The sequence below is a fragment of the Pseudolysinimonas kribbensis genome (genome assembly GCF_030161895.1).
GTDB lineage: Bacteria > Actinomycetota > Actinomycetes > Actinomycetales > Microbacteriaceae > Pseudolysinimonas > Pseudolysinimonas kribbensis.
Genome location: NZ_BSVB01000001.1, coordinates 2821759 through 2845740, shown reverse-complemented (window position 1 = coordinate 2845740; position 23982 = coordinate 2821759). Strand labels below are relative to the sequence as shown.

The window sequence follows — 23982 nt, the reverse complement described above, 5'->3', positions numbered from 1 at the left end:
GATGCCCGGTTCGCCGATCTCCACCTACCGGCTGCAGGTGACCGCCGGGTTCACCCTCGCCGACGCCGCCGATGCCACCGGGTACCTGCGCGACCTCGGGGTGGACTGGGTCTACCTGTCGCCGCTGCTGGAGGCGACGCCGGGGTCGACGCACGGGTACGACGTCGTCGACCCCGCGAGGGTGGATCCGGAGCGCGGGGGCGTCGATGCGCTCGATTCGTTGTCGCGCGCGGCGCACGCGAACCGATTGGGGGTTCTGGTCGACATCGTGCCGAACCACGTGGGCGTGGCGCGGCCGGAGGTGAACGCCGCGTGGTGGGACGTGCTGCAGCACGGAGCGGACGCCGAGCACGCGGCGTGGTTCGACATCGACGGGGATCTCGGGGGCGGCCGGGTGCGCATCCCGGTGCTCGGCGAGTCCCTCGCCGACGCCGCCGCGAGCGGAGCGCTGCGCGTCGAGGACGGCGAGCTGCGCTACCACGAGCATCGCTATCCCCTGGCCCACGGCACCGAGGCGCCGGACGTGCTCGCGGTGCACGCGGCGCAGCACTACGAGCTCGTCGATTGGCGCCGCGCCGACGCCGAGCTCAACTACCGCCGCTTCTTCGCCGTGAGCGACCTCGCCGCCGTCCGCGTCGAGCTGCCGGAGGTCTTCGCGGCGACGCACCGCGAGATCCTGCGCTGGGTGCGCGAGGGGATCGCCGACGGCCTGCGCGTCGACCACCCCGACGGGCTCGCCGATCCGGGCGGGTACCTGGATGCCCTGGCCGCCGCGACGGGCGATGCCTACGTGCTCGTCGAGAAGATCCTCGAGCACGGCGAGCGGTTGCCCCCGTTCTGGGCGACGGCCGGAACCACCGGGTACGACGCGCTCGCCGAGTTCGACCGGGTGCTCGTCGACCCGGAGGGTCTCGCGGCCCTCGACCGGCTCGACCCGCCGGTCGCCTGGGACGACCTCGTGCACGACATGAAGCGCGAGGTCGCCGACGGCATCCTCCGCTCGGAGGTCGCCCGCCTCGCCCGCGAGGCCGCGGCCCGCGAAGCCGCGACTCCCTGGCCAAAAACGCCCAGTGCGGGCGGGAGCCCACTGGGCGTTTTTGGCCAGGAAGGGGATGGCGAGAGGGTCGAAGATGCGACTGCGGAGGTGCTCGCGTGCTTCCCCGTGTACCGGAGCTACCTGCCGTACGGGCGGGAGCACCTCGACGCGGCGATCGCCGAGGCGACGCGACGCCGGCCCGACCTCGCGAGCAGCATCGCTGCGCTCGCGCCGGTGCTGAGCGACCCGGCGCAGCCGGTCGCGATCCGGTTCCAGCAGACCAGCGGCATGGTCATGGCGAAGGGCGTCGAGGACCGCGCCTTCTACCGCGTCTCCCGGCTCGCGAGTCTCACCGAGGTCGGCGCCGACCCCTCGGAGTTCGCGATCGACGTCGATGAGTTCCACGCGCGCCAGGAGCGGCGGCTCGCCGAGCATCCGCTCGCGATGACGACGCTCTCCACGCACGACACCAAGCGCGGCGAGGACACCCGCGCGCGGATCACCGCGATCGCCGAGGCGCCGGGCGAGTGGGCGGCGTTCGTGGCGGGGATGCGGCAGCGCCATCCCCTCGGCGATCCGGTGTTCGAGAACCTGCTCTGGCAGTCCGTCGCGGGGTCGTGGCCGCGGGAGCGCGCGGCCCTGCACGGCTACGCCGAGAAGGCTGCGCGCGAGGCGGGCGCCCACACGAGCTGGCAGCACCCCGACGAGGAGTTCGAGCGGCGCATGCACGCGCTCGTCGACGCCTGCTTCGACGACGCCAGCACCGCGGCGGCCCTCGACGGGATCGTCGCCCTGCTCGAGCCGGCCGGGTGGTCCAACGGCCTCGCCGCCAAGCTCCTGCAGCTCACCGGCCCCGGTGTGCCCGACGTCTACCAGGGCAGCGAGCTCTGGGAGCGATCCCTCGTCGACCCCGACAACCGCCGGCCCGTCGACCTCGGCGAGCGCCGCGCACTGCTCGCCCGCCTCGACGCCGGATGGCGCCCCCGCTGGACGCGACCGGCGCCGCGAAGCTCCTGGTCACCAGCCGCGCGCTGCGACTGCGCCGCGACCATCCGGAGCTCTTCGGCCGCTACCTGCCGATCCCCGCGATCGGCGCGGCTTCCCGCCACATCGTCGCGGTCGACCGCGGCGGCGTGACCGTGCTGGCGACCCGCCTGCCGCTGGGCCTCGCCCGCGCCGGCGGCTGGGGCGCCACGACGGTGCTGCTGCCGCACCGGCCTGTCGTCGACGAGCTGACCGGCGCCGAGCACGCCGGCGGCGAGACCCGCGTCGCCGACCTCCTCGACCGCTATCCCGTCGCGCTTCTCCGGAGTTCCTCGTGATCCCCGAGGTCTGGGCCCCGCGCCCCGGTCGAGTGCGGCTGTGGACTCCGGAGAAGCTGCACGAGATGCGCCGCGATCCGGATGCCTGGTGGCGCGCCGACGTCGACCTCGCGCCCGGCAGCCGCTACGGCTTCGTGCTCGACGACGACCCGGCCCCGGTCCCCGACCCGCGCGGCCGTGCGCTGCCCGACGGCGTCGACGGCCCGAGCGCCGTCGTCGACCCCGCGGTCTTCGAGAGCGCCGGCCGCTGGCCCGGGCGCGCTCTGCCGGGCTCGGTCGTCTACGAGCTGCACCTCGGCACCTTCACGCCCGGCGGCACCGCCGACTCCGCGATCGAGCGTCTCGACGACCTCGTCGCCCTCGGCATCGACCTCGTCGAGCTGCTGCCGGTCAACGCCTTCGACGGCGACTGGAACTGGGGCTACGACGGCGTCGCCTGGTTCACGGTCGACGAGAGCTACGGCGGCCCGAGCGCGTACCGCCGCCTCGTCGACGCGTGCCACGCGCGGGGGCTGGGCGTCATCCAGGACGTCGTCTACAACCACCTCGGCCCGGCGGGCAACCACCTGCCCCGGTTCGCGCCGTACCTGCGCACCGAGGGCGGCAACACCTGGGGCGACACGGTCGCGATCGAGGAGCCGGAGGTCTTCCGGTACGCGCTCGACAACGCCCGGATGTGGCTGGAGGACTACGGCGTCGACGGCCTGCGCCTGGATGCCGTGCACGCCCTCGCCGACGACCGTCGCGACGCGCTGCTGACCGCCCTCGCCGCGCAGGCCGACGAGCGCAGCGCCGCGCTCGGCCGTCCCCTCACGCTCATCGCCGAGTCGGACATGAACGACGCGCGGCTGATCACCCCGCGCGAGGCCGGCGGCGACGGGCTCACCGCGCAGTGGTGCGACGACTACCACCACGCCGTGCACGTCGCGCTGACCCGCGAGACGCAGGGCTATTACGCCGACTTCGACTCGCTCGCGGCGCTCGCGAAGGCCGCCACCCGCGGCTTCTTCCACGACGGCACGTACTCGTCGTTCCGGGGACGCCCCCACGGCGCTCCCATCCCGCCCGAGCTCGAGCCGTGGCGGCTCGTCACCTTCGCCCAGGATCACGACCAGATCGGCAACCGCGCCACCGGCGACCGGCTCGGGGCCACGCTCTCGCCCGACCGGCTCGCCATCGCGGCGGTGCTGACCCTGTGCTCGCCGTTCACCCCGATGCTGTTCATGGGCGAGGAGTGGGGCGCCTCGAGCCCCTGGCAGTTCTTCACCGCGCATCCCGACCCCGACCTCGGGCGGGCGACCGCCGAGGGGCGGATCGCCGAGTTCGAGCGGATGGGCTGGGATCCGGATGCCGTGCCGGATCCGCAGGACCCCGCCACCTTCGAGCGCTCGCACCTCGAGTGGGCCGAGCGCGAGCGCGACCCGCACGCCCGGCTGCTGCGCCTGCACCGGGACCTCATCGCCCTGCGTCGGCGCGAGAGCGCGTTCCGGGAGGCGACCTTCGACGAGCTGGCCGCGGACGTCGACGACGACGCGGGCCGGTTCCGGCTGCGCATCCGCGACCTCGAGCTGCGGGTGAACCTCGGCCGCGAGGCGTGGGCCGCGGGCACCGGCGAGCTGCTGCTCGGCACCCGCGCCGATGTCGCCGCCGACGCCATCCCGCCCGAGACGGCGGCGGTCGTGCGGATGCACACCTGACGCTCAGCGGCAACCCCTGGTACCCCCGATGAGGGGTGGGATCATACACGCATGATCACTACCGCCGATGTCATCCACGCGGATGTCGTCGAAGCGCTGCCCGGGGTCTGGCGGGTGGTGAAGGCCGACATCGTCGTGGGCTACGTGATCGAGGCGGGCGACCGCTTCGTGAGTCTGTACGGGACCGTCTACAACACCTCGGTGGAGATCGCGCAGACCCGCGACCGCGACACCGCGGTGCGCATCCTCCTCGCGCACTGACGCCCGCTAGTGTCGGCGCGTGAGTGCGCGCCCGTCCTCGATCGACCTCTCGAAAAGGGACCTGACCCTCGACCTGGCGCGCGTGTTCTGCGTGCTGCTCGTGGTGGTGATCCACCTGCTCGAGGTCGGCGTCGGCGCGGGTCCGCACGGCATCGTCGTCACGCGGCCCCTCGAGCACCAATGGTGGTTCGACGGCGTCACCTGGGTGATGCAGATCATGCCGCTGTTCTTCGTCGTCGGCGGATTCGCCGGGATGACGGCCTGGCGCAACCTGCGTCGCCGCGGGGGAACGGCGGCCGACTTCGTGCGCAACCGCGTGCTGAGGTTGGCGCAGCCCGCCCTGCCGCTCTTCGTGTTCTACGTCGCCGCGCTCGGGATCGCGACACTGGTGGGGGCTCCGCCCGCCCTCGTCGCGAGCGTCGCGGTCGGCGCCGGGTCGCCGCTCTGGTTCATCGCCGCCTACACGCTCTGCCAGGCGCTCCTCCCGGCGCTCGCGACCTGGCACGAACGCAACCGCTGGGCGCCGCTGGCGGTGCTGCTGGCGGGCGTGATCATCGTCGACGTGCTGCGTTACACCGTGCCCGGTCACCTCGATTTCAGCTACGCCTATGCGGACGTGCACGTGACTCTCGACGGCGACACGATCGGCCTGCTCGACATGCTCTTCGTCTGGCCGCTCGTGCAGCAGCTGGGGTTCTGGTACGCCGACGGCTGGTTCGATCGGCGCCGCTGGTGGCAGCTCGCGCTGCTCGGTCTCGGCGCGTGGGCGACGCTCTTCCCGATGGTCTTCGCGGGTCCGTACTCCGCCGACATGCTGACGAATCTCAACCCGCCGACCCTGCCGCTGGTGGCGCTCGGCCTCGCGCAGGCCTGCACGCTGCGGCTGCTGAAGCCGGCGCTGACCGGCCTCATGCGCACCCGTGGCGCCCGCGGCATCGTCTTCCTGGCCGGCACCCGCCTCATGACGATCTACCTGTGGCACCTGCCGATCATCATCGCGCTCGCCGGGCTCGCCCTGCTGATCCCCGGCGCGAGCCCGACGCCCGGCTCGGCGGCGTGGTGGTGGTCGCGGATCGCGGTCTACGTGCTCGTGCTCGGCCTGCTGTTCGCGCTGTCGCTGCTCGTCGGGCGGTGGGAGGCGCCTCGTGAGCTCGGGCCGACGCCGCCGATCGGGGTGGTCGCGGTGTGCGCCGCTCTGACCTTCCTGCCGACGTTCCTGGAGATCGAGCTGTTCCTGAGCCTGCCGCTCGCGGTCTTCGGCGCCGTGTGCTTCGGGATCGCCGTGCTGCTGCTCGGCCGGTGGCGCGGCGCGCGTCAGACCGCCGCGTCGCCCCGGTCGTCGGCCGCGGTGGCGCCGGATCCCGCGTCCTGAGTCGCGGAGCCGCCCCACGGCAGGAACGCGCTCACGAGCGGAGACGCGACCACGTATCCGGCGACCGCGCCCAGGAGGGCCGGGCCCCCGGCGCCGACGACGCGCTCGAGCGCATCCGGGGTGCGGGACTGCGCCCGTGAGACCGACCGGGCGAGCGTCGCGGGCTCGCTCGAGAGCGGACGCTCCCCGGTGCCGGCGCCCCGGCTGAGCTCCTCGTAGATGACCGCGCGCTGCGCGTCGGTGAGTCGCGCGAAGGCCTCGGCGTGCACCTGCTCGATCGTCGCCGACGGCGCGGTGCGCACCACGAAGCGATAGCGCTCGATCGCCGCCGCGTCCTCCGGCGGCTCGGCGCCGCCGGCATCCGGCGACGCTCCGGAGAATCCGAAGAGGCGACCGAGGAATCCCACGCCCCGAAGCTAGGCGCTCGTGCTGGAGGGCTCCTGGGGCGAACCCGGGAACGGGCTCCGCGCGACCTCCGGATCCGACGGGATGACGATCCAGCAGATCGCGTAGGCCAGCAGCTGCGAGCCGGGCAGCACGAACGACAGCACGGCCAGCACGCGCACGACGGTGACGTTCCAGCCGAACCGTCGCGCCAGCCCGGCGCACACGCCGGCGATGATGCGCCCCTGACGGGGACGGGAGAGGGTGGGTCGGTTCATGACTCCACGCTCGCCCGTCGGTGCCCGGCGCGACAGGGGTCAGCCCCGGATCGTGATCCGGACGACCCCTTCTCGCCGGCGTTCGCCCCGGTGTCGCCCTTCGGGTCGGTCCAGCCCTCCCGGCGCTGCTGGCGGTTGGCGAGGCTCAGCGGGTCGGCGACCTCCTCGAGCGGCTTGCGCTCCGCGTTGACCCCCAGCACGAACGTGATGATGCCGCCCAGGATCATGACGCCGGCACCGATGTAGTAGCCGACGGCCATGCCGGTGCGGTTGTGGCCGTCGCCGATGAGGCCGCCGTAGATCACCGGGCCGAGGGCGCCGAAGATCTGCGCGATCGAGAAGAAGAACGAGATGCCGCGGCTGCGCACCTCGAGCGGGAACAGCTCGCTGACCGTCAGGTACGCGCTCGAGGCGCCCGCCGACGCGAGGAAGAAGGCCGCGCTCCAGAAGATCGCCTGCACGATCGCGGTGATGGCGTTCGCCTGGAACAGCAGCGACGACGCGAGCAGGATGACGCCTGCACCGCCGTAGGTGAGCAGCACCATCTTGCGCCGACCCCACGTGTCGAACAGGTGCCCGAGCAGGATGGGGCCGAGCAGGTTGCCGATCGCGAACGGGAAGAAGTACCACGAGGTCTGCTCCTTGGGCACGTGGTAGAAGTTCGTGAGCGCCAGCGCGTAGGTGAAGAAGATCGCGTTGTACAGGAACGACTGCGTGATCATCATCGTGAGACCGACGATCGTGCGCTTCGGGTACTCGAGCACGAACACCCGCAGCAGCTGCAGGATCGGCACCTTCGTCAGCGGCGAGATCTCGATCGCCTTCGAGTCGGGCACGGTCTTCACCGGTCCCGTGGTGCGCTCGACGCGATCCTCGATGCCCTGCACCGTGGATTCCGCCTCCTCCTGGCGGCCGTGCGTCATGAGCCAGCGCGGGCTCTCGGGCACCCCGCGCCGCAGGAAGATGATGATGATGCCGAGCACCGGCCCGACGAAGAAGCCGAGCCGCCAGCCGATGCCTTCGGCGAAGATGTGGTTGTCGAGGAAGAACAGGTTGCCGAAGGCGCCGAGCGCCGCGCCCGCCCAGTAGGTCCCGTTGATCGCGATGTCGACCCGCCCGCGGTAATGCGACGGGATCAGCTCGTCGATCGCCGAGTTGATGGCGGCGTACTCGCCCCCGATGCCCGACCCGGCGATGAACCGGAAGACGAAGAAGAACCAGATCCACTGCTCGCCCGGAGGGTGAGGCCGGCGACGAGCGTGCCGCCGAGGTAGATCAGGAGCGTGAGGAAGAACAGCTTGCGGCGTCCGAGCCGGTCGGAGAGCCATCCGAACACCAGGGCGCCGGCGACCTGACCGATGAGGTAGATCGTGCCGGCCCAGCCGATGAGCGCGGCGTTCATGTGCAGCGTGGTCGCGTAGCCGTTCTGCGACACGATCTGCGCCTCGAGCCCGTCGAGGATCCACGAGACCCCGAGCCCCACGACGATGAGGGTGTGGAAGCGCGACCACGGCAGGCGGTCCATCCGGGCGGGAACGAGGCTGCGGACGTTCTGCCGGTTCGCGGGCGCGGTCGTCGATGACATGCCCCGGACGTTACGCCCGCGACGATTCCTCGCCGGTGGCTTGCAGCCCGCGTTCAGGAGGGTCGCGCCGGATGCCTCAGGCGAGGGTCAGGAGGCCGCCGACGAGCAGCTCGCGCAGCTGCGGAACGAGTTCCGCGCGCAGCGCGACGGCATCGACCTCGAGCAGGTGGGCGACCGCGTCGACGATGACGCCGAGGCTCAGTTCGCCATCGCAGGCCCCGACCACGGCGGCCAGGCCCGTGTCCGCGCGTACCTCGCGCCGGAACCCGCCGCCCTGCCGCAGCACGATCACGCTCGGGTCCGCATCCCCCGGCCAGTGGCTGCGCTCCTCGGTGACGTCCGGCGCGACGACGGCGCGGGATGCCAGCAGCGCCTCGTCGTCGAGCGCGGCCTGCGCGTCGAACGCGGCCAGCGTCGCCGCGAGGTGCCCGCCGAGGCCGGCCGCGCTCTGCCCGTCGGCCGAGCCGCCGCCGAGGGGAGCCGCCAGGCGTTCGAGGCGGCGCAGCTTCGCCCCGGCGTCCGGACGGCGCAGCAGGATGTAGCCGAACCCGACGCCCGCGACCCGGCGTTCGGCGAAGTCGTCGAGCCACGCCGCGACGAGCTCCTCGTATCCGGGGTCGGAGTCGCGCGTGCCGCCGTCCCGGATCCAGGTCTCCGCATAGCGCGCCGGGTCGAGCGTCTCGCGCTCGACGATCCACGCCTCGAGTCCCGCCGCATCGGCCCAGCCCGTCGCGCGCTCGAGTCCCGCGACACCGGGGCGCTCCTCCCAGTTGCCGAGCAGCTGCGCGACGCCCCCGGGTGCGAGATGCCCGGCCGCTCCCGTGACGACCGCCTCGACGATCGCGTCGCCGACCATCCCGCCGTCGCGGTATTCGTAGGCGGGCACGCCCGCCGTGCGCGGGGTGATGACGAACGGCGGGTTGGAGACGATCCGGTCGAACCGCTCCCCGCGACCGGATCGTAGAGACTGCCGAGCCGGAACTCGATGTTCGCGACGCCGTTCAGAGCGGCGTTGAAGCGGGCATATCCGAGCGCCCGCTCCGAGATGTCGGTGGCGACCACCCGGCGGCTGCGGCGGGCCGCGTGCAGGGCCTGGATGCCGCATCCGGTGCCGAGATCGAGCGTCGCGTCGACGACGTCGGGCAGCTGCAGTCCCGCGAGCGTGGCCGACGCACCGCCGATCCCGAGCACGTGGTCGGTGCGCAGCGCCCCGCCGGTCGCGAGCTCGCCGCGGTCGCTCGCGATCCACCACGAGCCGGCGCCGTGCGCGTCGAGGAACGCGTACGGGCGAAGGTCCATCGCCGGCCGGCCCGCGGCGTCGAGGAGGCCGAGCCCGCGAGCGCCGTCGAGGCCGAGGGCGGGCAACGCGGCGGACAGCTCCGGGCCGGGCACCGGCATCCCGAGCAGGAACGCGGTCGCGAGAGTCGCCGCCGGCCGGCCTGCCTGGGCGGCGAGCGCCCGGAGCGCGGGCACGCGGTCGCCGCGCTCGAGCGCCGCCTCGGCCTCGGCGCCCCACAGCGCCTCGAGCTCGTCGACGGTGTACCGCGCGGCCCTCAGATCGCGTCGCAGGCGCTCGACGAGGTCCGGATCGGGGGTGGCGAGCACGCCTCCCATCCAACCCTGTCCGCGCGCGAGCACCCGACCCGACGCACGCGGGTCAGCTCTGCGTGATCGCCACCACGTTGCCCGACGGGTCGAGCACCCACGCGATGTCGGGCCCGCGGTCGGCGGCCCGTCCGCGCACCACGCCCCTCTCGTCCTGCGGGAATCCTTCGTAGCGCTCGGGTTCGATCCCGGCGGCCGCGAGCTCGTCCATCGCGCGGTCGATGTCGTCGACCTCGAGGTAGAACACCGAGAAGCCCGCGGGCTCGTGGTCGGGCTTCGAGTACACGAACGCGTGTCCTCCGCCGGGGAACGGGAGCAGGAGTCCCTGCGGCGTATCGACGACCTCGATGCCCAGGCGGCGGTAGAAGTCGGCGGTGGCCGTAAGGTCCTTCGCCGCGAATCCGGAGTACGCCCCGCTGATGGTGACCATGCCGATCCTCTCGCCCTGCAATGTGTACGCTGTCCACAATGGCACAGCAGGATGCGTCGGTCCAGGGCGGGCGGCCCGGTGCCGCGCGCGCCGGCTATCGGCACGGCGATCTCCGACAGGCGCTCATCGACGCGGGGCTCGAGATGGCCCGCGAGGGCGGCCCGGATGCGGTGGTGCTGCGCGAGGCGACGCGCCGCGCCGGCGTCTCACCGAACGCCGCGTACCGGCACTTCGCCGATCGCTCCGCGCTCGTGACGGCCGTGAGCGACGCGGCCTCCGGCGAGGTGGCGGCGGCCATCGAACGCGAGTGGGATGCCGTCCCCCCGCCCTGGACCCGGTCGCCACCGCGCAGGAGCACCTCCGCGCCGTCGGCCGCGGCTACCTGGGCTTCGCGCGCGACGAGCCCGGGCTGTTCCGCGCCGCGTTCACGGTGCCCGCCGACCTCGACGAGGCGTTCGGCCGCTCCAAGGCCGGGCCGGGCGGCCGGACGCCGTTCGAGCTGCTCGCGTCGGCGCTCGACGAGCTCGTCGCCGCCGGGGCGCTGCCCGAGGAGCGCCGGCCGCTCTCCGAGGTCGCGTGCTGGTCGGCGGTGCACGGGCTCGCCATGCTCGTGCTCGAGGGCCCGCTGCGCGGCCTCCCGCGCGAACTGGGCCGGGTGGCGGCCCAGCGCGTCATCGAGATGGCGGTGCGCGGGGTCTGACCCGCTACGCGGGCGACTGTCGCCCGCTGGCCTTGATCGCGAGCGGCTGATACGCGTCCCAGTTGGCCAGGCGCGCCTCGTAGTCGGGCTTGACGATGTCGAGCGCGTTGATGCCGAAGAAGACACGCAGCGGCGGCTCGGCCATGTCGACGAGCTCGAGCAGGACCGCCGCCGTCGCCGCCGGGTCGCCGGACATCGAGGCCTGGAGGCCGCGCTGGCGGGCGCGCTCCTCTCGGATCTCGTCGTACGCGGCGATGGGCGTGGCGTGCCGCGACGACGGCCCCGCCCAGTCGGTGTCGAAACCGCCCGGCTCGACGAGGGTCACGTGGATGCCGAACCGGGCGACCTCGAGCGCGAGGGACTGGCTGAATCCCTCCAGCGCCCACTTCGAGGCGTGGTAAGCGCCGATGTTCATGAAGGCCGAGACCCCGCCGATGGACGACACCTGCAGGATCCGGCCGTGGCCCTGCTCGCGCATGATCGGCAGTGCGGCCTGGGTCACCCAGAAGGCGCCGAAGAAGTTGGTCTCGAGCTGGGCGCGGATCTCCTGTTCGCTGAGCTCCTCGATCATGCCGAACTGCCCGTAGCCCGCGTTGTTGATCACGACGTCGAGCGAGCCGAAGGCGGCCGCCGCCTGCTGCACGGCGGCGACGTCCGCATCGCGGTCGGTGACGTCGAGGGCGAGGGCAGGATCGCGTCGCCGAAGCGGGCGACGAGGTCGTCGAGGCTCGAGACGTCGCGAGCGGTGGCCGCGACCCGATCGCCGCGCTCGAGGGCGGCGATCGTCCACTCGCGCCCGAATCCGCGGCTGGTGCCGGTGATGAACCAGTTCTGTGCCATGCGCGGCAGTCTACCGGAGGGCGCCTCCGGATGTGTGATCGCGTGAGCGATCCGCCGCGACGCCTGCGTAGGCTGTCGGCAGCATGAGACCGCTCACCATCCCCGAGATCCGCGACTCGATGGTCAACGCGACCGAGGCGGAGATCGAGCACATGCCGATGCCCGGTCTGCACGAGATGGTGTGGGAGGAGCGCGAGTACCTCGGCTGGCGCGACCCGTCGTCGGCCCACCGCGGGTATCTCGTCTACTGGCGCGGCGATCGCGCGGTCGGTCTCGTGCTGCGCGCGGCGACGTCGCCGCTGAGGGCCGGCGCCGCCATCTGCTCGCTGTGCAGCACGGGCCAGCCGGGCGGACAGGTCACCCTCTTCTCGGCACCGCGCGCGGGAGAGGCCGGCCGGCGCGGCGACTCGGTCGGCACGTACATCTGCGCCGATCTGTCGTGCTCGCTGCTGATCCGGATCGCGCCCCGCTCCTACGAGCAGCTGGGCCGGCCCGGCGAGGTGCTGGCCCGCAAGTCGCGGCAACTCGAGACGCGGCTCGATGCGTTCGTGAGCCGGGTGCTGGAGGACGCGCGCTAACCGTCGCGGCGGCGCACCTCGGCGGCGATGCCGGGGAGCACGCGCCGCATGTACGGCCCCCAGAACAGCCGCACGACGGCGGCGACGATCGCCCCGCGCGCGGGCTTCGCGAAGAACGTGTACGTCCATCGCACGCGGGTGCCGCCTGCCTCGGCGTCGAAGGTCCACTCGGCCCGCGCGCGATCGACGAGCACGCCGAAGACCTTGCGGAAGTCGGTGAGCTCGTAGGCGAACCGGCTCGGCCGCTGCACCGATGTGAGCGTCTCGACGACCGACCCGCCGTCGGAGAGCAGGAGTCGCCGGGAGCGGCCCTCGGCATCCCAGTCACCGGTCTGATCGCGCACGCCGACGGTGGCGGGGATCACGCCGTGCCGCGGATAGAACCGCGCCGGATCGACGGGCGTCATGATCGCGAACGCCCGGGAGGGCGGACCGGGCACGAGGGCACTGATCGTCGCGCCGGATCCGCGGATGCCCATGGCGACGCTCGGAGCCGGATGCCGTCAGTCGGTCTTACGCAGCAGGTGGAAGGGGATCGCGAGCGAGATGCAGATGGTCAGGATGCCGCCGAAGAACATCCAGGGCGCGATCTGCACCGGCGCCGAGAAGGCGTATCCGAACAGCACGAACGACGCGAGGAACACGACCAGCGCGATCAGGAAGACGACCACCTTCATGCCGCACAGCCTACCCTGAGCCCGGCTTGCATAACCCACAGGTTTTGATAACCTACGGGTTATGAAGGACGCGCTGAGCCCGATCTTCGCCGCGCTCGCCGATCCCACGCGCCGCGCGATCCTGGCCTCCCTCACGCACGGCGACGCGACCGTGGCCGAGCTCGCGCGCCCGTTCGCGATGAGTCAGCCCGCGATCTCCAAGCACCTGCGGGTGCTCGAGGCGGCCGGACTCATCTCGCGCTCCCGGGTCGCGACCGCCCGCTACAGCCACCTCGAGGCCGCCGGATTGCAGAAGGCGAGCGAGTGGATGACCGCATACCAGCGCTACTGAAGCGAGGGATTCGACAAGCTCGACACCGCCCTCGCCCGCTATCAGGAGGAGACGCCGTCATGACCGCCGAGATCCCCGTCGCCACCGAGCGCGACGTGCTCATCACCCGCGTCTTCGCGGCGCCCCGCGAAGTGGTGTGGCGCTTCTTCACCCAGAGCCCGCGCATCGCCGAGTGGTTCGGGCCGACCGGCGTGCACGTCGATCCGGCGTCGGTGCACGTCGACCTGCGGCTCGGCGGGCGGTGGGAGCTCGACATGATCGTCGACGAGGACTGCAAGCACTCCCCCATCGCGGGCGTCATCACCGCACTCGACCCGCCCGAGCATCTCGAGATCCGGATGAGGGCGCGGCCCGACCCGGGCATGGAGCTCGACGACATCGTGCTGCGGCTGTGGTTCCACGACCACGGCGACCGCACCCGGCTCACCCTGCACCAGGGTCCGTTCGAACCGGGGTTCCGGGATCGCACCGCCGATGGCTGGGAGCTGTCGTTCGGCAAGATCGATGCGCTGGTGGCCCGCTGATGGCCGCGACGATCACCCCCGCGACCGAGTTCGCGACCTCCTCCGACGGCACCCGCATCGCCTTCGACCGGGCGGGGACGGGTCCCGTGCTGGTCCTCACCGACGGCGCCCTCTGCTCGCGCGACTTCGGGCCCGCGCGAGCGCTGCAGCAGGCGATGAGTGCGCGCTTCACGGCGATCGCCTGGGATCGCCGAGGGCGCGGCGAGAGCGGGGACACCGCCGCGTACGCCGTGGAGCGCGAGCTGGAGGACCTGCATGCCGTGATCGACGCGTGCGGCGGCGACGCGTTCGTGTTCGGCCAGTCGTCCGGCGCGGCGCTCGCCTATCGTGCCGCCGCCGCCGGCATCCCGATGCGCAAGGTGGCCGGATTCGAGGCCCCGTGGGTCGGCCGGAAGCCCGGCGAGGACTACCTCGCGACGCTCGGCGACCTGATCGGCCGCGACGAGCGGGGCAAGGCGGTCGGCTACTTCCTCACGACGATGGTCGGCGGCCCCGCGTTCCTGCCGTTCATGCTGCGGCTCATGGGCAAGCCCTGGCGCGCGATGCGGGACGCGGCGCCGACGCTCGCGTACGACGCGCGCATCATCGGAGCCGCCTTCACGCCGCCGCTCGACGAGCTCGCACGCATCGGCGTTCCGGCCCTCGTGCTCGCGGGCGGCAAGAGCCCGGCGCGGATGACCGCGGCGCAGGAGGCGGTCGCCGCCGCCATCCCGGGCGCGCAGTACCGCGTGCTCGAGCGCCAGACGCACCAGGTCGGCGAACAGGCGCTGGAACCCGTTCTGACCGCGTTCTTCGGAGGATAGGACCGGTGCCCACCTTCACCTGGACGCTCGAATCGCAGGGCGGCAACAACACCGGCTTCATCGTCCCGGATGACGTGGTGCGGGGATTCGGACGCGGCCGTCGCGTGCCGATCGCCGTCCGGATCGGCGACTACCGCTACCGCACGACGATCGTCTCGATGGGCGGCCGGTTCCTGTTCGGGGTGAACGCGCAGCAGCGCAACGACACCGGACTGCGGGCGGGCGACGTCGTCGAGGTGACCATCGAGGTCGACGACGCACCGCGGGAGGTCGAGGTGCCGCCGGCGCTGCAGGCGGCGCTGGATGCCGATCCGGCTGCGAAGGCGGCCTGGGACCGGCTCTCGTACACCAACCGCAAGGAGCACGCCCGGTCGATCGCCGAGGCGAAGGCCGACCAGACCCGGGCACGCCGCCTCGAGAAGACGCTCGCGGCGCTGCGGTCCTAGCGGCGGACCTGCACGATGTCGGTGCTGCGCCAGCTGCGCGGACCATCGGTGCCGGCCGGGTAGCTGTCCAGCGGCACGGCGTTCTTGCGCCACGCGGAGAGCACCGGGGCGACGATGCGCCAGCAGTCCTCGGCGATGTCGCCGCGCACCGAGAGCGTCGGGTCGCCGGAGCACAGCTCCGCCAGCACCTCGCCGTAGGCCGTCATGCTGCTCGGCGCGAACTCGGCGGTCATCGTGTCCCACTCCAGGTCGAAGGGGTCGCCGCGCCCGTTCGTCACGACGTCGAGCGAGAGGACGGCGGGGTTGATCCCGATCCGCAGCTGCGCCTTGCGCGAGGGACCGCTGAAGCCGATCGGCAGGTGCGGCACGTCACGGAACGTCACCACGATCTCCTGACGTGCGTCGCCGATCGCCTTGCCGGAGCGCAGGGTGAACGGCACGCCCGCCCAGCGCCACGTGTCGATCGCGACCGTCATCTCGGCGAGCGTCTCGGTCTGCAGCTTCGGGTCCACCCCGCCCTCCGAGGCGTAGGACGGGAGGCTGCGGCGGCCGACCTTGCCGGCCGTGTAGCGCGCGCGGCGGCTCGCCGTGCCGTTGCGCAGCCACGGCCGCGTCGCCCGCAGCACCTGCGCCATCGCGCCGCGCAGGTCGTCCGATCCCACCGACGACGGGGCCTCCATCGCGGTGAGCGCGAGGATCTGGAGCAGGTGGCTCTGGATCATGTCGACGAGCGCGCCCGCCTTGTCGTAGTACCCGGCCCGGTTCTCGAGCCCGAGCGCCTCCTCGACGACGATCTCGACGCTCTCCACGTTCTCGTTGGAGAACAGCGGCTCGAAGATCCGGTTCGCGAAGCGCAGCCCGATGATGTCGAGCACGGTCGACTTGCCGAGGAAGTGGTCGACGCGGAAGATCTGCTCCTCCGGCACGAACTTCTGCAGCAGCCGGTTCAGGGCGCGGGCGGAGGCGAGGTCGGTGCCGAACGGCTTCTCGAGCGCGAGCACGATGCCCTTCGGAAGCTCGAGCTTCGCGAGCTGCTTGCACAGCAGCATGGTGATCGCCGGCGGGAGGGCGAAGTAGAGCGCGACACGACCCTGCGTGGCGGCGAGCACGCGCGCCAGCTCCTCGGCCTGCGTGGCATCCGCCTGGAGGTAGAGCGACTTCTCGACGACCGCCGTGCCGAGCGCCGACGGCGATGCCGAGAACGCCTTCGTGACCTGCGCACGCCAGCGCGCGTCGCTGATCGGGCGGCGGTCGACCCCGATGAGCAGCAACCGCTGCCCGCGGTCGGAGGCGAGGAACGACGCGAGCCCGGGCAGCAGCAGCCGCGACGTCAGGTCACCCCCGCACCGAAGATGACGAGCGTTTCGATGGGGGCCCCGGGCATGATGCGAGGCTAGCGCGCGCCCACTGCCGGTACGCTCGGCCCATGACCGACCGCGTCGTCGTCCTGGGATGACCCATGGACCGCCGGCCCGTCACCTCCTCCGTCATCCGGTCGATCGGCTACGACCTCAGCACGGCTGAGCTCGAGATCGAGTTCCGCAGCGGCGACATCTACCGCTATTACGCCGTCCCGCCCTCCGTGCACCGCGAGCTGATGGCGGCCGAGAGCCCGGGCGCGTTCTTCAACCGGCACGTCAGCGACCGCTACCCCACCCGGCAGCAGTACGAGCGCTGAGCGATGCCGACGCGCCTGGTCATCGTCAGCGACACGCACGTGCCGCAGCGGGCGCGGGCGATCCCGGATGCGCTGTGGCGCGCGATCGAGGCCGCCGACGTCGTCGTGCACGCCGGGGACTGGAACGCCGTCCCGCTGCTGGACGAGGTCGAGGCCCGCGCGGCCCGCCTCATCGCGGTGCGCGGCAACAACGACGGGCCGGATTTCGCGGACCGACTCCCCGAGGTCGCCACCGCCGACCTCGACGGCGTCGCGCTCGCGCTCGTGCACGACAGCGGGCAGGCGGCCGGTCGCGAGCGGCGCATGGACGCGCGCTTCCCGAGCATGGATGTCGTGGTGTTCGGGCACTCGCACATCCCGTGGGACAGCACCACGGCATCCGGCACGCGCCTGCTGAATCCCGGATCGCCGACCGACAAGCGCCGCCAGCCCACCGGCACCTACCTCACCGCCGTCGCGGATGCGGGCGTGCTGCGCGACGTCGAGCTCGTCCCGCTGCCGCGCTGACCCGCGGATCCCGCCGCTGCGCACCGGCACCCGAAGGGGTGCCACCCGAAGACGCGCTAGAACGACACGGGGCCGCCCCCGCACACTGGCCTCAGGGCACGGGGGTGCCCGTGAAGGGGTGCATCGTGGCTGGCGGGGAATCCGCGGCCCACGAGGCCGATCGCCAGCGGGCGCTCGCGGACGAGCGCGCACGACTCGAGGGCATCGCCCATCAGCTCGTGCGCACCTTCGGCGCCGCGGCCCGCGACGAACGGCGGCTGGCCCGCACGCTCATCGAACTCGAACCGCTCGGCTGGACGCTGCTCGCCGACCGGCGGTGGCCGGGGTCGGCGCAGAACGTCGACCTCGTGCTCGTCGGCCCGGCGGGCGTGGTCATCGTCGACGCCCAGGACGGGCGCGACGTGCGCGTCGACGCGGACTCCGTGCGCCGCGGCGACGTCGACGTCACCGACGAGATCGCCCGCATCGCCGATCTCGTCTACCGGCTGCAGAAGCTGCTCGCCGAGGTGGGGCTCGCGCCGGGCGAGGTCTCCGGGGTGGTCGCCTTCTCCGGGGCACCCGTGCCGACCGCGCGGCTGTTCGGCCTCACCCTGCTCGGCGAGGCCGCGGCCGTCACCGAGATCGCACGCCGCGGGCGGCGCCTCGACGCGCGACGCGTGGCCGAGCTCCGGACCGTGGTCGAGCGACTGCTGCCCCCGCCGAGGCGCCGGGGGATCTTCTTGCCGGGGTCGAAGCGGAGGAGCCCGACGCGGACGCAATCGACGCGGAGGAGTCCGAGGCGGGGCAGCCCGAAGCGCAGGAGCTCGACGTCGCCGAGCTCGAGGCGGCGCTGACCGAGGCGACCCACGAGCAGCCCATCGAGGACTGGATGACGCTCCTGTCCCCCGACCAGGCCCGCCTCGCGCGGCGCTCCTTCTCCGGCCCCGCCCGCGTGCGCGGCGCCGCCGGCACCGGCAAGACCGCGGTCGCCCTGCACCGGGCCGCCTACCTGGCCCGCACGACCCCCGGCCGGGTGCTCGTCACGAGCTACGTGCGCACCCTCCCCCGCGTGATGGCGGGCCTCATGCAGCGCCTCGCGCCCGACGTCGCCGACCGCATCGAGTTCGCCAGCGTGCACGCGATCGCGCGCCGCCTGCTCACCGAGCGGCGCGGTCCGGTGCCGGTCGATGCGCCCGCCGCCGACGACGTGTTCCGCGACCTCTGGGTCAAGCTCGGCGGCGCGACCCCGCTCGCCGCGATCGACCCCGCACCGCAGTACTGGCTCGAGGAGCTGCACCACGTCATCAAGGGGCGCGGGCTGACCGCCTTCGACGCCTACGAGACGCTCCCCCGCGCCGGGCGGCGGCGTCCGCTGAACCGCGACCAGCGTGCGGCGATGTGGCGGCTCTACGTCGCGTACGAGCAGGAGCTGCGCCGGCGCGGCATCCTCGACTGGGACGACCTCGTGCTCGAGGCGGAGGCGAGCCTGCAGGCCGAGCCGCTCGACCGCTACGACGCCGTCATCGTCGACGAGGCGCAGGACCTGTCGTGCGCCATGCTCCGGATGCTGCACCTGCTCGTCGGCGACCGTCCCGACGGCCTGCTGCTGGTCGCCGACGGCCGCCAGAGCATCTACCCCGGCGGCTACACGCTCGCCGAGGCCGGCATCTCCGTCGCGGGACGCGGGCGGTGCTCACGACGAACTACCGCACGACCGCCGAGATCGCGGAGTTCGCGGCGACGATCCTGCAGGGCGAGACCTCGCTGGACATCGAGGGGGCGCCCGACGAGATCGCGGCGGCGACGCTGCGGCACGGACCCGAGCCGGTGCGCCAGAGTTTCGAGTCGAGGGCGCTGCACGACGAGTCCTTCGTGGAGCACGTGCGCGGCATCCGGGCGGCCGGCGGGCGGCTCGGGGACATCGGCGTGCTCGCACTGTCGAACCTGGTCGCGCAGGAGGCGGCGGCCGCGCTCGAGGAGGCGGGCATCCCGACCGTCGAGCTGGAGCGCTACGACGGGATGCCGGTCGACGCCGTCAAGGTCGGAACGATCAAGCGCGCCAAGGGCCTCGAGTTCACCGACGTGCTCGTCGTGCGCGCACCGCTGCACCTCGTGCGCCCGCTCTCGAGCGACGCGGATCCCGCCGTCATCGAGCGCCGCGACCTGCAGCGCCGCGAGCTCTACGTCGCCATGACCCGCGCCCGCGAGCACCTCTGGGTCGGCGTCGCGTAGCCTCCCGCGCCGGGGGCGCTACTTCTCGCCCATCCGCAGCGCCGTCTCCTCCGCGTCGATCGACGCGAGCACGGCGAGCACCGCGGGCTCCTGATAGCGGTTCTCGCGGCGGGCATCCAGCACCGCGGCGCGCTCCGCCTGGATCATCGCCATGCGCAGCCGCCGGTACGCCGTCGTCGGATGCTCAACCTCCGGCTCCACCGGCATCGCGTCGACCGCGCCGTGGAACTGCGCCACGCGCCGCAGGTGGTCCACGACCTCGTCCGGGTCGTTCTCCGCGACGACCCGGTCGAGCTCGGCCTCGCCCGCCGACCGCACCTCCGCCAGGAGGTTGCCGCGCTCCGCGAGCTCCTGCGCGATGTTGGGCGGCGGCAGCTTGAGCATGCGCAGGATCGGCGCGAGCGCCAGGCCCTCGAGCAGTGTGCCGAGCACGACGACGAACGCGAGGAACTGCAGGAAGGGTCGCTGCGGGATGTCGGGCAGCAGGAACGCGGCGACGAGCGTCACGACCCCGCGGATCCCCGCCGCCGACACCCCGGCCGCGTTGCGCCAGCTCCAGCTGCGGGCCCGGATGAACCGCGGCCCGTGCCGGTAGACGAGCGTGAGCGCGAAGACCCACACGACCCGCGCCACGACGAGGGAGAGCAGGATGCCGAGGCACGCCGCGATGGTGCCCCAGAGGCCAGGCCCGTGGTCCCATGCGGCGACCACGATGTGCCGGAGGCTGAGCCCGATGAACAGGAACACGGCGTTCTCGAGCAGGTACTCGATGGTGCGCCAGTTGATCCGCTCCGCGACCCGGGCCTCCGCCGACTGCACCGTGGGCGACCGGTAGCCGAGCAGCAACCCGGCGATGACGACGGCGAGCACGCCGGAGCCGAACAGCAGCTGCGCCGCGATGAAGGCGAGATACGGCGTGATGAGCGACAGGCTCGTGTCGAGCACGGGGGCCCGCAGCTGCCGGCGCACGAGCGAGACGAGCCAGCCGACGAGCAGGCCGACGCCGACCCCGACGACGATCTCGAGCGCGAACTCGCCGACCACGAGTCCGGGGTTGAGCACCGTCACGGTCGCCGCGATCGCCGCGTTGAGGGTGACGAGCGCGCTCGCGTCGTTGAGCAGGCTCTCCCCCTGCAGGATCGTCACGAGCCGCCGGGGCAGCGACGTCGAGCCGGTCACCGACGACACCGCCACGGCATCCGTCGGGGCGATGACGGCGCCGAACGCGACCGCCGCGGCCAGACCGAGCCCCGGGACGAGCAGCCAGGTCGCGACGCCGGCGACGAACGCCGTGAACACCACGAGACCCACCGACAGGGCCAGGATGCTGTCGCGTCTCGCGCGGACATCCCGGAACGAGGTCTGGATGGCGGCCGCGAACAGCAGCGGCGGCAGCACGCCGTAGAGGATCGCCTCCGGATCGATGGTGATGTCGGGCACGCCCGGCACGAACGAGGTGCCGGCGCCGACGACGACGAGTGCGATCGGGGCCGACCAGTTCACCCGCCCGGAGAGTCCGGTGACCGTGACCGTCAGCAGCACGAAGCCGACGATCCAGACGATCGTCGCGACGGTGGCGCTCACGGCCTTCACGGTAGCGGAGCCGGGCGTGTCAGGATCGGACCGTGCGCGTGCTGGGGCGGACGCTGCCGCTGGGTGCGGCGCTGGTCATCATGTACGCCCTCTCGCGCGTGCTGTCGACCGGATTCCTGCTGCTCGCGTGGGCGATTCCGCACCACCAGCCGCACGCCTACCTGGAGCCGGGCCCCGGTTTTTCGGGGTTCCTCACCTCGTGGGATGCGCTGTGGTACCGGCAGATTGCGTTGCACGGGTATCCGCCGCACCTGCCGCTCTTCCCGAACGGCGACGTCTCGTACAACGCGTGGGCGTTCTTCCCGGTGTACCCCGCGATCGTGCGCGGCGTGATGACCGTGACCACGCTGCCGTTCGAGATCGCGGGGCCGCTGGTCTCGACGATCGCGGGCGGTGCGGCCGTGTTCGCGGTGCACCGCGTCGTCCGGATGCGGTTCGGCACGCGGGCCGCGTGGTGGGCCGCGGTGTTCTTCGCATTCGGGCCGATGTCGTGGATCCTGCAACTGGCCTACGCCGAGTCGCTGTTCCTGTTCCTGCTGTTCTGGGCGATCGCCGCGATGATGCGGCGCCGGTACCTGGTCATGATCCCGTTCGCGGTGCTCGCGTCGTTCACGCATCCGGGGGCGCTCGCCCTCGGCGCGGCGCTCGTCATCAAGGCGATCGTGCGGCTCGCCCGACGGCAGCCGATCGGCGCGCGGCACTGGGCGGGCGCGCTCTCGGCGATCGTGGTCGTGCTCGCGGCGGGCATCGCGTGGCCGCTGATCGCCGCGGGCGTCACGGGCGACCCGAGCGCGTACTTCGACACCGAGTTCGCCTGGTGGCAGGACTTCATCGGACGCACCCTGCTGATCCCGTTCACCCCCGCGTTCGTGCTGTATCAGCGCCTGCTCGGGGTGTGGGGCGTCGTGCTCGTGGCGGCGGTGCTCATCGGGTTCGCGGCGCTCATGGTCAGCCGGACCGGGCGCCGGCTCGGCACCGACCTCTGGGCGTTCGTGTTCGGCTACGTCGGGTACCTGGCCGCGGTGTTCCTGCCGACGCAGAGCCTCATCCGGCTGCTCATGCCGCTCTCGCCGCTGTTCGGGCATCCGTTCTTCACGGGGTCGCCGCGCCGCCGCTGGATCTCGTTCGCCCTCGGCGTCGCCCTCCAGCTGCCCGCGATCGAACTGCTCTGGGTCGCCTTCCCCCGTAGGCGCCCTCGCTGCGAGAACATGGGGGCATGGAGCTCGGCGACGTCGCGGACGAGCTCTACGCGCTCGCCCCGCAGGACTTCATCGCGGCGCGCGACGCCCGGGCGAAGGACCTGCGTGCTGACGACCGGGCGCTCGCGGATGCCGTGAAGGCGCTGCGCCGGCCCGCTCCCGTCGCGTGGGCGGTGAACCTCCTCGCGCGCGACGACGACCTCGACGAGCTCGAGGCCCTCGGCGAGAAGCTGCGTGCGGCGCAGCAGTCCGCCGACCGGCAGGCGATCACCACGCTCGGCAGGCAGCGCCGGGAGCTCGTGCGCACGCTCGCCGCGCGCGCGGGCGAGCTCGCCGACGCGGCCGGGCACGCCGTGTCGCAGACCGTGCTCGACGAGGTCGCCGAGACCCTGCAGGCGGCGATGGCCGATCCGGATGCCGCGGCCGCCGTGCGCTCCGGCCGCCTGCTGCGGGCGCTCGAGAGCGTCGGCTTCGAGCCGGTCGAGCTCGAGGGGGCGCTCGCGGTGCCCGAGGGCGTGGCGAGCGCGCCGAAGCCGGGGCGCAGAAAGGGCCCGCGAGCGGTCACCGACCCGGATGCCGAACTCCGGCGGGCGCGCGCCGACGCGGACGCCGCCGTGGCCGACGCGCGCCGCGCGGTCGAGCGGGCCGAGCAGGGCACGCACGAGCTGGCCGACCGGGCCGCCGAGGTCGACCGGCGGCGCGAGGAGCTGGAGACCGAGATCGACGATCTCGAGCGCAACCTCCGCGACGCGAAGAAGGGGCTCGCCCAGGCGGAGCGCGAGCTGCAGCGACTCGACCGCGACCGTGGTGGCGCCGAGCGCCGGGCCGACCAGGCGCGCACGGCGCTGCGCCGCGCCCAGGAGCGCCGCGACAGCCTCGACTGACCGGGCGTCAGGTCAGGGGGTCAGGGGGTCAGGGGTCAGGACGATGCGACCGATCGTGCCGTATCGCGTGCGCGGCAGGGCGCCCGCGTCGAGCAGCTCGTGGGCGCGGCGGGCGTCGGCGAAGGCCAGCACCTCCCCGATGTCGCAGGTGAGCGGGCGCGCGCGGTGCATCCCGTCGATCCAGGCGGCCGCCGCCGCGAGCTCCGGCGCGGTCATCGCGCTCATGATGAAGCCGGCGATGACGAGCTCCCGGGTCTCGACCTCCCACAGGTCGAGGTCGGCGCGGCTGCGCCCGGCCACGAGCACGACCCGTCCGCGCGGCGCGAGGTGCGCGAGCGCGGCGGCGGTGTCGATGCGGCCGGTGGTGTCGACGAGCACGTCGAGGGGGCCATCCGCGGCGGCGGCCGCCACGGCATCCGGAGCTCCGGCGACCACGACCGTGTGGGCGCCGAGCTCGCGCAGCCGGTCACTCGCCGCGTCGTCGCGCACCGTCGCCACCACGCGCGCGCCGACGGCCGCCCCGACCTGGATGAGCGCCTGCCCGATCGCGCCGGTGCCGCCGATCACCGTCAGCTTCTCGCCCGGCTGCAGCGCCGCGCGGCCCACGAGCACGCCGTGCGCGGTCGCCCCCGCATGCACGGCCGCCACGAACGCGACCGGATCGGCGCCCTCCGGCAGTGGATAGAGCCGGTCCTGTTCGACGGGCACGAGCTCCGCCGTCGCGCCGGCCCGTCCGCCGTAGCCGGCCGAGTTGGTCCAGACCGCATCGCCGACCGCGAACCCCGCCGCCCCCTCGCCGAGCGCGATCACCGTGCCGACGAGGTCGCGCCCGAGCACGGCGGGCGAACGCAGGGCGTGGCCCAGCGTCCGGAGCGGACGATCGCGTCGACGGCATCGACGCCGACCGCCTCGGGGCGCACGAGGATCTCGCCGGGGCCGGCCACGGCATCCGGGATCTCGCCGTACCGGATGACGTCGGGCCCGCCCGTCGTCTCGAAGAACGCCGCACGCATGGCCTCATCCTGCCCCGCCGCGTCCGGC

Annotated in this window: 27 protein-coding genes and 4 pseudogenes; 17 read left to right on the top strand and 14 right to left on the bottom strand. The window is 73.0% G+C overall.

The window, feature by feature from the left end; translation table 11 throughout:
- The first annotated feature begins 1 nt into the window (after position 1).
- From treY to QQK35_RS15650, 4 genes and pseudogenes are all read left to right on the top strand, one after another.
- Positions 2-2358, top strand: a pseudogene (gene treY, locus QQK35_RS15665) (malto-oligosyltrehalose synthase).
- Positions 2355-4055 (top strand): malto-oligosyltrehalose trehalohydrolase, encoded by a 1701-nt coding sequence (treZ, locus tag QQK35_RS15660; protein WP_425565040.1) that lies wholly within the window; start codon positions 2355-2357, stop codon positions 4053-4055. Before treY ends, treZ begins: the two are co-directional and overlap by 4 nt.
- A gap of 51 nt (positions 4056-4106) precedes the next feature.
- On the top strand, positions 4107-4316 hold the full coding sequence (locus QQK35_RS15655) for a hypothetical protein (RefSeq protein WP_284254988.1): 210 nt from the start codon (positions 4107-4109) through the stop codon (positions 4314-4316).
- A 19-nt stretch (positions 4317-4335) separates the two neighbouring features.
- A complete protein-coding gene (locus tag QQK35_RS15650) occupies positions 4336-5688 on the top strand; it encodes an acyltransferase family protein (protein ID WP_284254987.1) in 1353 nt (450 codons plus the stop codon).
- Here QQK35_RS15650 and QQK35_RS15645 read toward each other — a convergent pair.
- The 6 genes and pseudogenes from QQK35_RS15645 to QQK35_RS15620 form a co-directional block, all read right to left on the bottom strand.
- Positions 5631-6095: a hypothetical protein gene (locus QQK35_RS15645; RefSeq protein ID WP_284254986.1), complete on the bottom strand. Its 465-nt coding sequence runs from the start codon at positions 6093-6095 to the stop codon at positions 5631-5633. The two genes, QQK35_RS15650 and QQK35_RS15645, sit on opposite strands and share 58 nt — an antisense overlap.
- A 9-nt stretch (positions 6096-6104) precedes the next feature.
- On the bottom strand, positions 6105-6350 hold the full coding sequence (locus QQK35_RS15640; protein ID WP_284254985.1) for a PspC domain-containing protein: 246 nt from the start codon (positions 6348-6350) through the stop codon (positions 6105-6107).
- Positions 6347-7531 carry an MFS transporter gene (locus QQK35_RS15635; protein WP_284255730.1) on the bottom strand — a complete coding sequence of 395 codons (1185 nt, stop codon included), beginning with the start codon at positions 7529-7531 and terminating at the stop codon, positions 6347-6349. Before QQK35_RS15635 ends, QQK35_RS15640 begins: the two co-directional genes overlap by 4 nt.
- Positions 7486-7935: an MFS transporter gene (locus QQK35_RS15630; RefSeq protein WP_284254984.1), complete on the bottom strand. Its 450-nt coding sequence runs from the start codon at positions 7933-7935 to the stop codon at positions 7486-7488. The genes QQK35_RS15635 and QQK35_RS15630 overlap by 46 nt, the downstream gene beginning before the upstream one ends.
- Before the next feature lie 76 nt (positions 7936-8011).
- Positions 8012-9549: pseudogene (locus QQK35_RS15625) on the bottom strand (DUF7059 domain-containing protein).
- Positions 9550-9592: 43 nt separating this feature from the next.
- Positions 9593-9970 carry a VOC family protein gene (locus QQK35_RS15620; RefSeq protein ID WP_284254983.1) on the bottom strand — a complete coding sequence of 126 codons (378 nt, stop codon included), beginning with the start codon at positions 9968-9970 and terminating at the stop codon, positions 9593-9595.
- Positions 9971-9990: 20 nt separating this feature from the next.
- Here QQK35_RS15620 and QQK35_RS19975 point away from each other — a divergent pair.
- Both QQK35_RS19975 and QQK35_RS15610 read left to right on the top strand, forming a co-directional pair.
- Positions 9991-10173: pseudogene (locus QQK35_RS19975) on the top strand (hypothetical protein); the annotation flags it as partial.
- 104 nt (positions 10174-10277) lie between these two features.
- The gene (locus QQK35_RS15610; RefSeq protein ID WP_284254982.1) at positions 10278-10670 is read left to right on the top strand and encodes a TetR-like C-terminal domain-containing protein; all 393 of its coding nucleotides are present in this window, start codon (positions 10278-10280) and stop codon (positions 10668-10670) included.
- 4 nt (positions 10671-10674) lie between these two features.
- Here QQK35_RS15610 and QQK35_RS15605 read toward each other — a convergent pair whose 3' ends face one another.
- Together QQK35_RS15605 and QQK35_RS15600 are read right to left on the bottom strand one after the other, a co-directional pair.
- Positions 10675-11313 (bottom strand): SDR family NAD(P)-dependent oxidoreductase, encoded by a 639-nt coding sequence (locus QQK35_RS15605; protein ID WP_284254981.1) that lies wholly within the window; start codon positions 11311-11313, stop codon positions 10675-10677.
- Entirely contained in the window at positions 11271-11510 is a 240-nt protein-coding gene (locus tag QQK35_RS15600) for a hypothetical protein (RefSeq protein WP_284254980.1), read from the bottom strand. Before QQK35_RS15600 ends, QQK35_RS15605 begins: the two co-directional genes overlap by 43 nt.
- An 83-nt stretch (positions 11511-11593) precedes the next feature.
- Here QQK35_RS15600 and QQK35_RS15595 point away from each other — a divergent pair, with 83 nt between their 5' ends.
- Positions 11594-12088 (top strand): FBP domain-containing protein, encoded by a 495-nt coding sequence (locus QQK35_RS15595; protein WP_284254979.1) that lies wholly within the window; start codon positions 11594-11596, stop codon positions 12086-12088.
- On the opposite strand, the gene QQK35_RS15590 is transcribed toward QQK35_RS15595, so the two are convergent.
- Positions 12085-12567, bottom strand: coding sequence for an SRPBCC family protein (locus QQK35_RS15590; RefSeq protein ID WP_284254978.1), 483 nt, complete (start codon positions 12565-12567; stop codon positions 12085-12087). The two genes, QQK35_RS15595 and QQK35_RS15590, sit on opposite strands and share 4 nt — an antisense overlap.
- A 24-nt stretch (positions 12568-12591) precedes the next feature.
- Positions 12592-12765, bottom strand: a complete 174-nt coding sequence (locus QQK35_RS15585) for a hypothetical protein (RefSeq protein ID WP_284254977.1) — start codon at positions 12763-12765, stop codon at positions 12592-12594.
- Positions 12766-12826: 61 nt separating this feature from the next.
- Between QQK35_RS15585 and QQK35_RS15580 the strand changes: the two genes are divergently transcribed.
- The 4 genes from QQK35_RS15580 to QQK35_RS15565 are packed head-to-tail and all read left to right on the top strand — an operon-like array spanning position 12827 to position 14869.
- Positions 12827-13096 (top strand): ArsR/SmtB family transcription factor, encoded by a 270-nt coding sequence (locus QQK35_RS15580; RefSeq protein WP_284254976.1) that lies wholly within the window; start codon positions 12827-12829, stop codon positions 13094-13096.
- 59 nt (positions 13097-13155) lie between these two features.
- Positions 13156-13620: an SRPBCC family protein gene (locus QQK35_RS15575; protein WP_284254975.1), complete on the top strand. Its 465-nt coding sequence runs from the start codon at positions 13156-13158 to the stop codon at positions 13618-13620.
- Positions 13620-14423 carry an alpha/beta fold hydrolase gene (locus QQK35_RS15570; RefSeq protein WP_284254974.1) on the top strand — a complete coding sequence of 268 codons (804 nt, stop codon included), beginning with the start codon at positions 13620-13622 and terminating at the stop codon, positions 14421-14423. The genes QQK35_RS15575 and QQK35_RS15570 overlap by 1 nt, the downstream gene beginning before the upstream one ends.
- Positions 14424-14428: 5 nt before the next feature.
- A complete protein-coding gene (locus QQK35_RS15565; protein ID WP_284254972.1) occupies positions 14429-14869 on the top strand; it encodes a YdeI/OmpD-associated family protein in 441 nt (146 codons plus the stop codon).
- On the opposite strand, the gene QQK35_RS15560 is transcribed toward QQK35_RS15565, so the two are convergent.
- The gene (locus QQK35_RS15560) at positions 14866-16191 is read right to left on the bottom strand and encodes a glucose-6-phosphate dehydrogenase (protein ID WP_284255729.1); all 1326 of its coding nucleotides are present in this window, start codon (positions 16189-16191) and stop codon (positions 14866-14868) included. The genes QQK35_RS15565 and QQK35_RS15560 overlap by 4 nt on opposite strands.
- A 137-nt stretch (positions 16192-16328) precedes the next feature.
- On the opposite strand from QQK35_RS15560, the gene QQK35_RS15555 reads away from it, so the two are divergent.
- From QQK35_RS15555 to QQK35_RS20590, 5 genes and pseudogenes are all read left to right on the top strand, one after another.
- The gene (locus tag QQK35_RS15555) at positions 16329-16547 is read left to right on the top strand and encodes a KTSC domain-containing protein (RefSeq protein WP_284254971.1); all 219 of its coding nucleotides are present in this window, start codon (positions 16329-16331) and stop codon (positions 16545-16547) included.
- Between the two features lie 3 nt (positions 16548-16550).
- Entirely contained in the window at positions 16551-17054 is a 504-nt protein-coding gene (locus QQK35_RS15550) for a metallophosphoesterase family protein (RefSeq protein ID WP_284254970.1), read from the top strand.
- Positions 17055-17179: 125 nt separating this feature from the next.
- Positions 17180-17887: a nuclease-related domain-containing protein gene (locus QQK35_RS15545; RefSeq protein ID WP_284254969.1), complete on the top strand. Its 708-nt coding sequence runs from the start codon at positions 17180-17182 to the stop codon at positions 17885-17887.
- Positions 17888-17922: 35 nt separating this feature from the next.
- Positions 17923-18663, top strand: a pseudogene (locus QQK35_RS20595) (UvrD-helicase domain-containing protein); the annotation flags it as partial.
- A 389-nt stretch (positions 18664-19052) separates the two neighbouring features.
- On the top strand, positions 19053-19265 hold the full coding sequence (locus QQK35_RS20590; RefSeq protein WP_431311815.1) for a 3'-5' exonuclease: 213 nt from the start codon (positions 19053-19055) through the stop codon (positions 19263-19265).
- Between the two features lie 18 nt (positions 19266-19283).
- Here the strand turns inward: QQK35_RS20590 and QQK35_RS15535 are convergent, their stop codons facing one another.
- A complete protein-coding gene (locus QQK35_RS15535) occupies positions 19284-20849 on the bottom strand; it encodes a cation:proton antiporter (RefSeq protein WP_284254967.1) in 1566 nt (521 codons plus the stop codon).
- Between the two features lie 41 nt (positions 20850-20890).
- Here QQK35_RS15535 and QQK35_RS15530 point away from each other — a divergent pair, with 41 nt between their 5' ends.
- Positions 20891-22195, top strand: a complete 1305-nt coding sequence (locus tag QQK35_RS15530; RefSeq protein WP_284254966.1) for a hypothetical protein — start codon at positions 20891-20893, stop codon at positions 22193-22195.
- 758 nt (positions 22196-22953) lie between these two features.
- Here QQK35_RS15530 and QQK35_RS15525 read toward each other — a convergent pair.
- Together QQK35_RS15525 and QQK35_RS15520 are read right to left on the bottom strand one after the other, a co-directional pair.
- The gene (locus QQK35_RS15525; protein WP_284254965.1) at positions 22954-23778 is read right to left on the bottom strand and encodes a zinc-binding dehydrogenase; all 825 of its coding nucleotides are present in this window, start codon (positions 23776-23778) and stop codon (positions 22954-22956) included.
- Positions 23748-23954 carry a hypothetical protein gene (locus QQK35_RS15520; RefSeq protein ID WP_284254964.1) on the bottom strand — a complete coding sequence of 69 codons (207 nt, stop codon included), beginning with the start codon at positions 23952-23954 and terminating at the stop codon, positions 23748-23750. Before QQK35_RS15520 ends, QQK35_RS15525 begins: the two co-directional genes overlap by 31 nt.
- Between the last annotated feature and the right edge of the window lie 28 nt (positions 23955-23982).

Excerpts from the sequence above, each read along its gene's own strand:
- QQK35_RS15590 (WP_284254978.1), bottom strand. The coding sequence starts at position 12,567 with ATGGGCATCCGCGGATCCGGCGCGACGATCAGTGCCCTCGTGCCCGGT.
- QQK35_RS15580 (WP_284254976.1), top strand. The coding sequence starts at position 12,827 with ATGAAGGACGCGCTGAGCCCGATCTTCGCCGCGCTCGCCGATCCCACG.
- QQK35_RS15640 (WP_284254985.1), bottom strand. The coding sequence starts at position 6,350 with ATGAACCGACCCACCCTCTCCCGTCCCCGTCAGGGGCGCATCATCGCC.
- QQK35_RS15520 (WP_284254964.1), bottom strand. The coding sequence starts at position 23,954 with ATGCGTGCGGCGTTCTTCGAGACGACGGGCGGGCCCGACGTCATCCGG.
- QQK35_RS15585 (WP_284254977.1), bottom strand. The coding sequence starts at position 12,765 with ATGAAGGTGGTCGTCTTCCTGATCGCGCTGGTCGTGTTCCTCGCGTCG.
- QQK35_RS15575 (WP_284254975.1), top strand. The coding sequence starts at position 13,156 with ATGACCGCCGAGATCCCCGTCGCCACCGAGCGCGACGTGCTCATCACC.
- QQK35_RS15555 (WP_284254971.1), top strand. The coding sequence starts at position 16,329 with ATGGACCGCCGGCCCGTCACCTCCTCCGTCATCCGGTCGATCGGCTAC.
- QQK35_RS15595 (WP_284254979.1), top strand. The coding sequence starts at position 11,594 with ATGAGACCGCTCACCATCCCCGAGATCCGCGACTCGATGGTCAACGCG.
- QQK35_RS15550 (WP_284254970.1), top strand. The coding sequence starts at position 16,551 with ATGCCGACGCGCCTGGTCATCGTCAGCGACACGCACGTGCCGCAGCGG.
- QQK35_RS15570 (WP_284254974.1), top strand. The coding sequence starts at position 13,620 with ATGGCCGCGACGATCACCCCCGCGACCGAGTTCGCGACCTCCTCCGAC.
- QQK35_RS20590 (WP_431311815.1), top strand. The coding sequence starts at position 19,053 with ATGCCGGTCGACGCCGTCAAGGTCGGAACGATCAAGCGCGCCAAGGGC.
- QQK35_RS15630 (WP_284254984.1), bottom strand. The coding sequence starts at position 7,935 with ATGTCATCGACGACCGCGCCCGCGAACCGGCAGAACGTCCGCAGCCTC.
- QQK35_RS15620 (WP_284254983.1), bottom strand. The coding sequence starts at position 9,970 with ATGGTCACCATCAGCGGGGCGTACTCCGGATTCGCGGCGAAGGACCTT.
- QQK35_RS15655 (WP_284254988.1), top strand. The coding sequence starts at position 4,107 with ATGATCACTACCGCCGATGTCATCCACGCGGATGTCGTCGAAGCGCTG.
- QQK35_RS15600 (WP_284254980.1), bottom strand. The coding sequence starts at position 11,510 with ATGGCACAGAACTGGTTCATCACCGGCACCAGCCGCGGATTCGGGCGC.